General features: G+C 36.7%; 11 protein-coding genes. All 11 read right to left on the bottom strand.

From position 1 onward, the window contains the following. Positions 1-18 precede the first annotated feature (18 nt). The 11 genes from speB to dltC all read right to left on the bottom strand — a co-directional run bounded on the left by speB (position 19) and on the right by dltC (position 13,378). On the bottom strand, positions 19-867 hold the full coding sequence (speB, locus tag I567_RS07690; RefSeq protein WP_016251671.1) for an agmatinase: 849 nt from the start codon (positions 865-867) through the stop codon (positions 19-21). Next, positions 868-1,707 carry a polyamine aminopropyltransferase gene (gene speE / locus I567_RS07685; protein ID WP_016251670.1) on the bottom strand — a complete coding sequence of 280 codons (840 nt, stop codon included), beginning with the start codon at positions 1,705-1,707 and terminating at the stop codon, positions 868-870. Beyond that, entirely contained in the window at positions 1,708-3,141 is a 1,434-nt protein-coding gene (locus I567_RS07680; protein ID WP_034864076.1) for an aminotransferase class I/II-fold pyridoxal phosphate-dependent enzyme, read from the bottom strand. A 678-nt stretch (positions 3,142-3,819) separates the two neighbouring features. After that, entirely contained in the window at positions 3,820-5,271 is a 1,452-nt protein-coding gene (gene gtfA / locus I567_RS07675) for a sucrose phosphorylase (protein ID WP_016251668.1), read from the bottom strand. Between the two features lie 76 nt (positions 5,272-5,347). Next, positions 5,348-7,528 carry an alpha-galactosidase gene (locus tag I567_RS07670; RefSeq protein WP_016251667.1) on the bottom strand — a complete coding sequence of 727 codons (2,181 nt, stop codon included), beginning with the start codon at positions 7,526-7,528 and terminating at the stop codon, positions 5,348-5,350. A gap of 17 nt (positions 7,529-7,545) precedes the next feature. Then, the gene (locus I567_RS07665) at positions 7,546-8,370 is read right to left on the bottom strand and encodes a carbohydrate ABC transporter permease (protein ID WP_016251666.1); all 825 of its coding nucleotides are present in this window, start codon (positions 8,368-8,370) and stop codon (positions 7,546-7,548) included. A gap of 12 nt (positions 8,371-8,382) precedes the next feature. After that, entirely contained in the window at positions 8,383-9,255 is an 873-nt protein-coding gene (locus tag I567_RS07660) for a carbohydrate ABC transporter permease (protein ID WP_016251665.1), read from the bottom strand. 28 nt (positions 9,256-9,283) lie between these two features. Then, positions 9,284-10,540, bottom strand: a complete 1,257-nt coding sequence (locus I567_RS07655; RefSeq protein WP_016251664.1) for an extracellular solute-binding protein — start codon at positions 10,538-10,540, stop codon at positions 9,284-9,286. A gap of 154 nt (positions 10,541-10,694) precedes the next feature. Next, positions 10,695-11,735 carry a LacI family DNA-binding transcriptional regulator gene (locus tag I567_RS07650; protein WP_016251663.1) on the bottom strand — a complete coding sequence of 347 codons (1,041 nt, stop codon included), beginning with the start codon at positions 11,733-11,735 and terminating at the stop codon, positions 10,695-10,697. 127 nt (positions 11,736-11,862) lie between these two features. Further along, complete coding sequence (gene dltD, locus I567_RS07645; RefSeq protein ID WP_016251662.1) at positions 11,863-13,140, bottom strand: D-alanyl-lipoteichoic acid biosynthesis protein DltD; 1,278 nt, start codon at positions 13,138-13,140, stop codon at positions 11,863-11,865. 4 nt (positions 13,141-13,144) lie between these two features. Beyond that, the gene (dltC, locus tag I567_RS07640; RefSeq protein WP_016251661.1) at positions 13,145-13,378 is read right to left on the bottom strand and encodes a D-alanine--poly(phosphoribitol) ligase subunit DltC; all 234 of its coding nucleotides are present in this window, start codon (positions 13,376-13,378) and stop codon (positions 13,145-13,147) included. Positions 13,379-13,389: the final 11 nt, after the last annotated feature.

The following is a 13,389-nucleotide window of genomic DNA, read 5'->3' as shown; positions in this document are numbered from 1 at the left end:
TTTTCCTCCTCAAATTGATTAATGAATGGCTAATAATAGTTCACGAACGACTTTACATGCCAAAGCAGTAGATGCCCCACTTTGATCTAAAGCAGGTGATAATTCATTGACATCTAAAGCTACGATATTTAATTGACTGATTAACTTTAAGCTTTCGACAAATTCCATAAAGAAAATCCCCCCAGCCTCAGGAGTCCCTGTTCCTGGAAAAACGCCCGGATCAAAGACATCTAAATCAATCGTTAAATAAACAGGGGTATCCTTTAAAGCAGCAACCGTCTCTTTTAGTCCCTCTAGATTATACTTATGCAAATTCGTATGTTCTTTAGCAAATTGAAATTCCGCACGTTCCCCTGAGCGAATCCCAAATTGATGAATTTTGCCATCGCCTAGAAAATCATGTATCCGGCGAATCACGGTCGCATGCGATAATTTAGCATCTAAATAAGCCTCACGTAAATCTGTATGGGCATCAAACTGAATCGCTTGTAAATCAGGATACTTCTCAAAAGTCGCCTCTACTGCGGGCAAAGTCACTAAATGCTCGCCACCAATCATAAAAGGACGCTTATTGTCAGCTAAAATGGTTTGGGTGCGTGCTTTAATATCTGCTAAAGCTAAGTCCACACGACCAAATGAAAGCTCTAAATCCCCAGAGTCAAATACTTGAATCTCTTCTAAATCTTTATCTTGATAAGGACTATAAGTTTCAAGGCCAAATGATTCGCTGCGGATAGCTCGACTAGCAAAGCGCGTACCAGGACGATAAGAGGTGGTCGAATCATAAGGGGCACCGAAAAGTACCGTTTGTGCTTCTTCATAACTTGACTCACAAGCAATGAAGGTTTCAATATTTGGTGTTAACATCTACAACAGCTCCTTAATATAGTTTGGTAAAGCAAAGGCCCCTTGATGCGAGGCAACATTATAAAATTGTGTGGGAATAGCTAAACTTTCCCAGACTTCTTTTTGCAAATCTAAAAGCGGATGACCAGACTTACATGAATAACCAAACAATAAATAGCCCGCCGCATAAGTTGGAATACTTGCCATATAGACATAATTATTTTCAAACACTGAAGTCAAACGTTTTCTGATATGATTAAACGCTTCTTCATCTTCAGCGTAAAAAGCATTGGCATGTTGGCTAATTAAGACGCCTTGAGGTTTTAAAGCGTTATAACAGCTACCGTAGAATTCACGGGTAAACAAACTTTCATTGACCCCAAACGGATTAGCTGAATCAACAATAATCAAATCATATTCATCTTCTTTACGACGCATAAATTTCAGCGCATCTTGAATCGATAATTGTACCCGTTCATCTTGAAAAGCTTGGCCAGCCGGTGGGAAGAATTGTTGGCAAATTTGCACGACTTGGGCATCTAATTCCACCACATCAATTTGTTCAATCGTTGGGTATTTACATAATTCTTTTAAGATTCCCCCATCGCAACCACCTATGACCAAGACTTTTTTTATTTTTGGTCGTACCGCCATTGGCACATGCACCATCATCTCACTATAGAAAAATTCATCCTTTTCGGTACTAATTAATTCACCATCTAGCGTTAAAATTCGCCCAAACTCTTTAGAATCCAAAATTGCAATATGCTGAAATTCTGTTTGATGACTATAGATTTCGCGCTCGACATTAATCGATAGTCTCACATCATCGACATGATAATCGGAATACCATAAATCCATCTAGCCTTCCCCTTTCACTATACAAATCGAAGCCACCTCTGGATCTTGTGTCCCCATCAAAAAACACCCTTTTTCCTTCGCATATTCGATATGTTCAATAATTTCTTTTGTAATCAACTCACCAGGTGCCACAATCGGGATTCCCGGCGGATAGCACATGACCATTTCCGTTGAGATTTCACCGATACTCTCTTTAAGCAAACGACTTTCCTTTTGCGCATAGAATGCTTTGCGCGGCGAAATGACGACATCGGTTTGCGCAATATCAAAAACTAATAAATCCCGTGACTCTTTTTTATAGCGGCGACGAATCTCGGATAAAGCCGAAACCAAACGTTCAATATCATGAATTCTATCCCCCACAGAAATATAAGCTAAAATATTAGCCGTATCGCCAAATTCGACTTGGATATTATACTCATCACGCAATAAATCATATACTTCGCTACCTGTTAAACCAATGCCAGTCGTTTTCACACATAGCTTGGTCACATCAAAATCATAAATACCTTCTCGATCAATGATTTCGGTTGAATACGCATAATAATCCCCGATTTCATTGATTTCATCACGTGCATATTGCGCTAATGCCACCACTTTTTTAAAGATTTCTTCACCATTTAAGACTAAGTTACGTCTAGCCAAATCCAAACTAGCCATTAATAAATAGCTCGCACTTGTCGTTTGGGTTAAATTAATCATTGTACGGACATATTCTGGATCCATGGACGCATTGCAAAGTAAAAATGAACTCTGAGTTAATGAACCGCCCGATTTATGCATACTAACTGCAGCCATATCAGCACCAGAAGCCATCGCATGGATTGGTAGACCTTTTCCAAAATACAAATGTGTACCGTGCGCCTCATCTACTAAGACTTTTAAACCTTTTTCATGCGCATACTGGGTAATCTGTAACAAATCAGAACAAATCCCATAATAGGTCGGATTATTGACTAAAATCACTTTGGCATCTGGATGAGCATCAATTGTAGCCTTCACTTCTTCAAAAGGCATCCCCGTCGAAATTTCTAATTCTTTTTGTAATGGCGTATGGACATATACAGGAATTCCCCCACACATCACCAAAGCATTAATCACACTTTTATGGACATTACGTGGTAAAAGAATTTTATCGCCTTCCTGGACAGTTGCATAAATCATATTTTGCACTGCTTGTGTCGTGCCATTAACCATAAAAAAGGCATGTTTAGCACCAAACGCTTGGGCGGCTAATTCTTCCGCTTCCCGAATGACCGATACAGGATGACTTAAATTATCTAATAGTTTCATCGAGTTCGCATCGATGGAAATGGTTTTTTCACCAAAGAGTTGTACAAGATCACTCCCACTCTTCCCTCGCTTATGTCCAGGTACATCAAAAGGCACTAGGCGTTGTTTTTTCAAATCCATCAAAGCTTGGACGATGGGCATTTGTTCTTGATTGGTTAACACTTACGATCACCTCACGATCAAATTTTCACTTTTTTAATGTAGTCGCTCACTTTAACAGTCAATCAAGGGTATTGCGAGATTTGCTACTCACTTATAAAAATAAGCTGTTTATTTAAGCACAAAAAAACTCAGGTACAGTCTTCATCCTATACCTGAGTTTTTCGATTTCTACATTTTATTTCATCAAGACTCCCTAAAAAAGGACAGTCCTTCTCTTTATTATTGTTAGAACGCAGAGTCTATTTAGCATGCCTACTTTTACCACTCTTACTAATCGTTTTCACAAGCATAATGATGATTGAATCATTACGTTATAAAAAATTTGAGTCGACAAGAAGTCCTTTTATTTCTTCTCATCTCTTCAATGGGCGCGAAAAGCCCCTTTACTACATCAAATCTGCCTAAATTTCAGGCAGCAATAAGTTTGGCAAAGTCATACTCGCCTCTCTCGTTCGCAGTTGTGCTGCAAGATGGATAATAACATGTATCAACCTAACTAGCAAGCATTTATTTAAAATTTTCTGTGTTTTTTATTAAAATATTTACTAAACCTTGATATATCAAAGTTTTCATCACGTTTATTTTTAGACAAGATTAAAAATATTTTAAAGAGCTTTAATTAATTAAAGGAGTACAAAATTTGCACTCCTTCTTTTCTTATTCAGCTAATTGTGTTAGTACTACTTCTCCGTTATGTTTCACTTCAAAGTCCTTGGTTTGAAGATTAGCAGTCAATACCGCACGATTCTCTTGGCTATCTTTTCTAGTGATGATGATTGTTTCTTCGCTTGGTGTTTCAACAAGGATTTCACCAGCTAAATCAAAAGCTGAAGCAGTATTTCTAAAGCGTAGTAAATTAAATAAAGCCTGTACCACTGGGCGTTTTACTTCTTCATCGATTTCTGGCAATGTATAGTAGTGACGGTTGATATTGCGACCTTCTTTCGTATTTTCCAATAGCTCAATGTCATTTTTTCCTGCCAATAAACCAACATAATAAATTTGTGGAATACCAGGTGCAAAACATTGAATGGCTCGTGCTAATAAGTAACTACGGTCATCATCCCCTAAAGCACTATAGTAGGTAGAATTAATTTGGTAAATATCCAAATTATTATAGCTTGCAGAAGAATATATTTTCTTCACATTTGCACCGACTTTATATAGCTCTTCAGATGTATAGTTTAACTCTTCATCACTCAATAAGTCTTTGGCATCCACTACCCCAATACCATCATGTGTATCTAGTGTAGTGAATTGCTTCATCGGACTCATTTTTAACCAATGAGCTAAACGATTGGACTTCCCACTATACAATGAAAACAGGGTAATCATTGGTAAAGCAAAGTCATAAACATAGTAATCATGATCTGCAATTTTCATTTGAATTGTATAATGTTCATGAATTTCCGGCAGCAACTCACAATCATATTTGGCTGCTTCCTTACGTACTTCATCTAATAATTCCCAAATTTCCGGTTCGACAAAGAAATCATTGGTATCTAATTTTTTAATCGCATAGGCAAAAGCGTCCAAACGAATCAAAGAACATCCATGGCTTGCCATATCTTTTAGAGTATCCTTGATAAATTGTTTAGTTACTTCTTTGTTTACATCTAAGTCAATTTGCTCTTCACCGAAAGTATTCCACACTTGCTCAGTTGTCCCATCGGCAAAAGTCACTTCCTGAAACGGTGCTTTATCTTTGCGTTTATAAATCAAATCAATATCTTCTGGTGTCGGACGATTTTCAGGGAAAAACTCATGAATGCGGATAAACATATCTTTATAAGGCGAATGTTCATGATTTTGTTTAAAATCTTGGAAAAATTTTGATTCGCGCGAGATATGGTTAATCATGAAATCAAACATTAAATAATATTTTTCGCCTAATGCTTCCACTTCTTCCCAAGTACCAAATGCTTGATCCACCACGGTATAATCACTTGGCGCAAAACCACGATCACCAGTTGATGGAAAGAAAGGCAACAGATGAATCCCACCCACAACACCATTTAAATGTTTATCTAATACTTTATTTAAATCTTTCAAATTATTTCCTAAGCTATCACAATATGTAATTAACATCGCTTCATTTTTAATTTTCATGGTATAACCCCCAATTTTTCTTTAAAAAAGCAACCAAATGAAACGAGAATTATTCAAGTCATTTGGTTGACTACTGTTATTTTGCTTTTAAATAAAACATTTGTGTAGCATAATCGCCTGTTAGGTTTTCATCAATGTAAAGACCTAAATGCATGGCTTCACTGCCAGAAATTTCACAACCATTCAGTTCATAGATTTGTTCTTCATCTAGTCCTGCTAGTCGTAAAGTTTCTAACGGGAAGGAAGCTTGGGTATACTTTCTGAAATAAAAGGCGATGGCTTCTTTTTGATCTTTTGAAATAAACATCCACGCGCAACTATTTTTCTCAAATGGTGAAGTCAAACGGATAAATCGTCCGAACTGGAATAAAGCACGGTGTTGTTTATAAAAGACAATTTGTTCTTGAATGCTTATCTTTTCTTCGGCAGTCAATTTCGTTAAATCAAGCTCATAACCTAAAACACCCGACATCGCGACATTGCCACGAATTGCTAAACTAGTCACGCGATGGGTTTGATGGTTTGGTACTGCTGAAACATGTGAACCCATCGTTGAAATCGGATAAGCTAAACTCGTGCCATATTGAATATTCAAGCGCGCTAAAGCATCCGTATTATCACTCGTCCATGTTTGCGGCATGTAATACAACATTCCTGCATCAAAGCGACCACCCCCACCAGAGCAACTTTCAAATAAAATATCTGGATAACGCGTCGTCAATTTTTCTAACAAATCATATAAGCCAAGAATATAACGGTGGGCCACTTCTCCTTGCGCTTCTTGTGGTAGTTGGGTTGAATAGACTTCAGTCATATTGCGATTCATATCCCACTTGATATAGTCAATATCCGTATGATCAAGAATCGCTGTTAATTGTTGATAGATTTTTTCACGAACATCTTCTCTTGAAAAGTCCAATACATACTGGCTACGACTCGTACTACGTGGACGATTTGGCACTTGAAAGGCCCAATCAGGATGGGCACGAAATAGCTCGCTATCTTCTGAAATCATTTCAGGTTCCACCCAAAGTCCAAATTTCATTCCCTTAGCATGTACTTTTTCTACAATGTTTTGCAAGCGTCCATTTAATTTTTCGCGATACTCAAACCAATCACCTAACGAAGAATAATCATCATCGCGTTTGCCAAACCAGCCATCATCTAATACAAACATTTCGATACCTAGTTTTTCCGCTTCATCCACGATTTGCATCAATTTTTCTTCGTTAAAATCAAAGTAAGTCGCTTCCCAGTTATTAATCAGCGTTGGGCGTTCTTTTCCCTGATATTTTCCACGAACCAAATGTTGATTAAATAAATCATGATAAGTTGCGGATAATTGGTTAAGACCTTGATCACTGTACACGAATACGGCTTCCGGTGTGGTAAAACTCATGTTTGGCTGCAATTGCCAATTAAACTGAAAAGAATTAATTCCCATTATCAGACGCGTTTGCTGATATTGATCTTGTTGCACCACTGCCTCAAAATTGCCGCTATAGACTAAACAACAGCCAAAAGCTTCTCCATGAAATTCCGTAGTGGTAGGTTCTACAAGGGCCACAAATGGATTTTGCATATGACTACTTGCACCGCGTTTGCTATCAAAAATTCGAATTCCTTGCGTAATGGCTTGACGTCCAATTTGTCGCTCATGTCCCCAAGCACCATGTAAATCAATAACTTCTAGCTCTCTTGCATAAAAATCAAGATTGCTACTTGCTAAACGCTGAATCGCAACGGTCTGAGTCCCTTGATTTTCTAGACGAGCAGATCTTGTCAATACTGCCAACTCTTTAAAAATTGTATAACTTAAAACCAAGCGTAATTTTGCGACTTCATCGACTAGAATAAGCTCTAAAGTTTCCGCCTGAGCTTCATTAGCATAAGTGGCCGGTAACCCTGGTAATGCTTTTTTACCATCGAATATTCGATAGTCTTGATAGCGAAAATCACAAATGGTTGAACCATCTTTGAATTGTAGCTGAATAGCTGGTTCGCGAAAATCGCCATTTCCATGACTTGGATATTCCATCAACATCGTATCTAAAGAAAAGGTACGATCAGTTGCTTCACTCGGATTTGGTGAAAACGCGCGGTCAATGCGACGATAACGATGTAAATTCGAATAACCTTTAATTTTCTTACCAAAATAAAGATGATTGACATACCCAAAGTCTTCAATTTGGATCAAATAACTTATTTTTTCGTTAAATAAGTGAAATACATTTATTTTCTCATCAAAAAGTATCATTTGACTACTCCTAAAAATTATTTTACAGAACCATTTGTCATACCAGAAATAATATTCTTTTGGAAAATCAAGTAGACGATTAAGATAACGATAATTCCTACAACATATGAAGCAAAACTTGGACCATAATCACTGAAATATTGACCTTGGTAGTTGTATTGGAATAATGGTAATGTCCAATTAGAGTTATCTTTATTTAGAATTAATAAAGGTAATAAGAAGTCATTCCAAATCCACAAAGCATTAATGATCAATGTCGTTGCGTGCATTGGTTTCATCAATGGAAATGCAATTTGGAAGTACATCCGAAACTTACCACAACCATCAATTTCTGCAGCTTCATCCAACTCTTCAGGAATGGCTGTTTTGATGTAACCTACATACAAGAATAAAGTCTGTGGGATCGCATAAGCTAAATACAAAATGATTAATCCTGGGATATTTGAAAGACCTAATTTTGTCATCATTGTCGTAATAGGAATCATAATGACTTGGAAGGGAACAAAAATACCTAGAATCAAGAATGAATACATCAAGGCAAAAGCTTTTTTCTTAGATAAATTACGAGCAATTGAAAAAGCTGCCATTGGTACGAAAAAGGTAATTAAAACAATTGAAAATACTGAGATAACTGCCGAATTCAAGAAATATTGACTAATCCCATCATCTAGTAGACGTTGGAAATTATCCATCGTAAATGGGTTTGGTAAACCAAAGAAATTTCCAGTGATTTGACTTGTTTCTTTAAAAGAAGACAAGACGGTGAAATACAGTGGAATAAAGATTAAACAAAATCCCAGTATCAAAGCTAGATAACTAAAAACAGTTCCTTTACGTTTCATCTTCTACTCCTCCTATACTTCAAACTTTCTAGATAAACGAATTTGTAAGATTGAGATAATGGCAATCACGATAAATAATACAACCGCAATCGCATTGGCATAACCATATTGATTGTTTTGGAACGCATAATTATAAACTAATAATCCTAGACTGGTCGTTTTATCGTTTGGTCCGCCACCAGTTAAGGCATAAATCAAATCAAAGGCCGTTAACCCAGATTTTAACGCCATGATAAAGACCATACTCAACGAAGGTAATAAATACGGAATTTCAATATTTAAGAACTTCTGCCAATTATTTGCCCCATCAATGTCGGCTGCTTCTAAGATATCTTCGGGAATACTTTGTAAACCAGCTAAGAAGATAACGACTGGCATCGCAACACCTTGCCAGAGAGCTACAAATAACACTCCCCAAAATACCGTATGCTCATTAGCAATTAAGTTTTGTGATAAAAACTCAATTCCTAATTTTTCTCCTAATTGTGGTAAACCGTAGTTAAATAATTGTTTAAAGATCAATCCTAAAGTTACCGTACTTAGCACTGCGGGGAAGAAGTAGGCTGTTCTAAAAAAGCCTACTCCTTTCATCTTGCGGTTTAATAAACGCGCAATCACAATGCCGAGCACCACTTCACCGATAATGAGGGCAATCGTAAACATTACTGTAAACCCAACTGATTTCATGAAGTAAGAATCAGAAACAATATGCTCAAAATTCTTTAATCCAATAAAATTGTAATCTGGGGTTAAACCAGTCCAGTCTGTTAAGCTATAGATAAATCCACGCACCATTGGCACATAGAAGAATACTAACTGTAAAACAATTGGAACGATGACAAACAGCCATGCCCAACTACGATTGAAAAATCCCTTCTTAAACATAATGGTGTGCTCCTTTATTGATTATTTTTTATTTCTTCATTGTGTTGAAGAATGTGTTTAGATCATTTGCTAATTGATCTGGTTTTTGAGAGTTGACATAGTTAACAGTTGCATGCCAGAATTTTTCTTCTGAAATCCATTCTTTTTGTAACCATACGATTTGTTTATCAGTAAATACGTATTGAGTTACCCCTTTTGTTTCTTCAAACTTACCTTTTGTATCAACTGCAGTAACAGAGGTTGGTGAACCGTCTACATCATAGTATTTTTGCATTGCTGCTTTAGTGGTCATATATTTCATGAATTTATTGGCAGCTTCTTTGTTTTTAGATTTATTTGAAACAGATAAAGCTAAGTCAGCCGCACCAACAGTTAATTCTTGTCCTTCTTTTACGCCTGGATAAGCAAAAGTACGAACTTCAAATTTTGGATGTTGATTTTGGATAGCTGGTAATGCCCAAATACCATTAGGGAAGATTAAAGCATCGCCCTTAGCAAACGTTGCAATGGCATCATCATAAGTTGCTCCAGTTGCATTCTTTTGTCCATTACCATGTAATAAATCTAATTCTTTAGTTACTTGTTGGAATACTTCACTTGATGTTTTAATGCCATCTTTAGGACTGCGAACTAATTCATCATTCGCTGCTTTGAAACCACCGGCTACAGTTGCCCAAGCTAATTGATGGTAACCATTTAAAGTCCATGAATCTGCTTGTGTTAGTGCTAAAGCAAAAGGCGTTTCACCTTTATCTTTAATTGTGGCAACTAATTTTTCAAAATCATCCCAAGTTTTAGGTACTTCTAAACCTAATTCTTTAAACTTATCTGCATTGTAGAAGAATCCCCAAGCATTGTTTGTTAATGGGATGGAATAAATTTTATCATTAATCGCATAGGTTTCAGCTGCGCCTTCTTTTAAGTTCTTCAAGTAATCTTTACCAGTTAAATCTTCGAAGACCCCTGCTTTTGCCCATTCTTGGAAATCAGCATTTTGTGGATAAACGTTAACTACATCCGGTGTATCTCCACTTGCGATACGTGTTTTCAAGACTTTACCAGCATCTGGTACATTGGTAAATTTAACCTTGATATCTGGATTTTCCTTTTCAAAGTCTTTGATAATTTTTTGTAGTGTTGGTTGCATTTCTTTCTTTTGACTAAAGAATTCAATCTCTTTCGTTTTACCACCATTAGACGATTTAGATGAATTACCACAGGCAGCTAGTAATCCAACTGCACTAACCAAACTAACACCTACTAACAATTTTTTAGCAACTTTCATGCTTTTCCCCTCCTGTAATGGATGCGTTTTCTTTGTTACAACCATATAATAAACGTTCACTAAACGTTTGTCAATATTTTATCAGTAAAATTTTTAGCATTTTTTACTAAACAATATAAGCACCTAGTATTTACACTAGATGCTCTATCAATAATTATTCAGTAATCGTTTTTTCGCTTTCTCGTACCCTTACTTGATAACCTACTTCAACGTTAACTGGGACCTTTCTTTCTTTTAATAATCGTTGCCGTGCTAAACGAACTGCAATTTTACCGATTTCTTCAGCTGCAACATAGACACTACTTAAATTTGGCGTTAAAAATTCAGCAACTTCTAAATCATCAAAACTGACAACAGATATATCTTCCGGAATCTTCAATCCTCTCTTTTGCAAAGCTCGATAAATCCCTACTGCCATCGGATCACTACCTGCAACAATTGCCGTTGGTAAACAATCTTTTTGTTTCTCCAAAAGTTCCATTGTTAATCGATAACCATCTTCATAACTCCAATCCCCAAGATAACTATGTTCAAAATCAACCAATGCACTTTCTTTCATCCATTGTTCATAAGCAATATTACGCGCCTCTAAGCCATTGACATTTGTCGTCCCTTCGATTGTCATCACTTGGTTCTTACCACCAATATAACTGATGTTTCGATGGCCTTTTTCATATAGGCGATTTAGTTGCTGCGCCATCGCTTTAGCAAGATTGGTAAACACCGAATCCACTTCATAATGAATTTCTGAACTAGGTACATCCAATACAACGATGTGCGAATTCATTTGATATAGTTGTTCAATCACCTTATCACAAAAACGGCCAATCACCAATATGGCCCCACAGTCCTTTAATTCATCAAGTCTAAATTCCTTATCTTGCTGACGATACAATATTTTTTTGACTTCGACATTACTATTCGATGATTCTGTCAAAATACCAATTCGTATCGAGCGAAAATACGGATCTTCCAACTCATGAATTTCTGAGGCGGTTGTTAAAACTCCTAATTCAATGAGTGGTCCTTTTTGCCCTTTACGCTCTTTCTTTTCATAATGATAAAATTGTACCGATTCCAAAATTCTTTCTTTAGTTTCCTCGGTTACTCTTAATGACGGATCATTATTCAAGAAACGAGAAACAGTAGCGGGTGATACCTTAGCCCGTTTTGCAACTGTTCTAATCCCAGCCATAAACATACTCCCCAATTCTGTTGTCTTTGGTAAACATTATACATCAGTTTACTGAACACTGCAAGATGTTTACAAAAAAATACTTCCTAATCCACCTTGCAGAAAGATTAGAAAGTATTTTGTATTTTTACTCATTTGGATTTGGTAAAACCATTTCGTTTACTTTCGCTTGTTGCCATTCTTTGGTAAAGAAACGATTATCCAGATGATATTTTACGGGTTGTTTCTTGCTCATTAAAAACGGTTGAATGTATTGATCACTGGCTAACCAACCACGCCAACCTAAATGAATGGTATCTTGTAAAAAGTAAGGAGTCGCTGCTTGATCCGTAAAGTCGACTACATTTTCAAAACCTTGTGATTTCAACTGATAAGTAATTTTTTCCGCGCATTCTTTTAACATTTGTTGCGACAGACCGGTATAATCACTCCATTGCTTATTTACCGGTGGAATGATAAAGAGTGGCTCAATTTGATATTTAGCCATGGCTTGTAGTACTAATTCAAAATCAGAATACTCTGGTGAATAGCGATAGTCAAAAGTTTGTTGCGCACCTCTTAGATTGACTAAATCAGGTTTTACTTTTCGATTAAAGAAACGACGGTCAATCATAAAAGGCGTTTTACCTACGCGTTTTTCCCCTTGTTGATAGGCTAATTTATCAAGTTGCTGATAATTATACTTATTTGGCAAAGTCTTCATCGCTTGAGCTACTTTTTGCTCTTTACCTTTAATATCTAAACCAGCAAACATCGCATCTTCATTTTCATAAAAACGATTAGCCAGTTTCAAATAGCCATATTGTAGTAACGTTGGTAATTGATTTTGACTCACGCGATTAAGCATCCCCGTCAACAGGACATCTTTACGCACTACATCGTATTTTAATAGACGTTGGGCAAAATAGCGATCAGCTTCCTCAATCTTTTGTAAATTGAATAACCATTGATAGGCCTGCTGCTTAGAAAAATAGCGGTCAAAATACATGCTCGTTACTCCTTCTGGCACAAACCATTGCGGAGAAATCACAAAAACAATCTTTTTACCCGTTAATTCTTTGCCCATAGATTGCAACATTAAATAATGGGTCATTGACTGTGTTCCCGGTGCCCCCAAAAGAAAAGGAACATAAGGTCGTTTGTACTTCAGTGCTAAAGTAGATGGATGAAAGGCACTGATACGGCTTAATTCAGATGAACCCAAAAAAGGGACATACTCCTTGTCAGCAAAGGCTTGATTCTTCACCACATTGCCCTTGATTACATCAGCTGACATCGAAGTAGAAGCTTGAAAAATCTGGGTGCGGTTAAGCAATTTAGGTGCCAAAGGACTGATGAGAAGTGCCCCTAAAAGTACAAATGCTGCAAGAAAAGGGCCAAATAAATGCCAACTTTTCTTTTTCATTTGATTAACCTTGTAATTCCGCTACTTTAGCAATAATTTTATTTGGGGTGCTCCATTCATCGCGTTCGAATTCAGAAACAGGAATATTCACACCTAATTGGCCATCTAATTCAACCAATAATTGAACAGTACCCATAGAATCTAATAATCCTTCATCAAATAATTCCACATCTAAATTTTCACGTACTTCACTTGTTCCTGTTAAATCTTCTAAAATTGATAAGACTGTTTCTTGCATTTTCAAAAACT

Origin of the sequence: Enterococcus cecorum DSM 20682 = ATCC 43198 (genome assembly GCF_000407565.1) — a bacterium.
Taxonomy (GTDB): domain Bacteria; phylum Bacillota; class Bacilli; order Lactobacillales; family Enterococcaceae; genus Enterococcus_E; species Enterococcus_E cecorum.
This window is presented reverse-complemented; position numbering and strand designations above follow the sequence as displayed.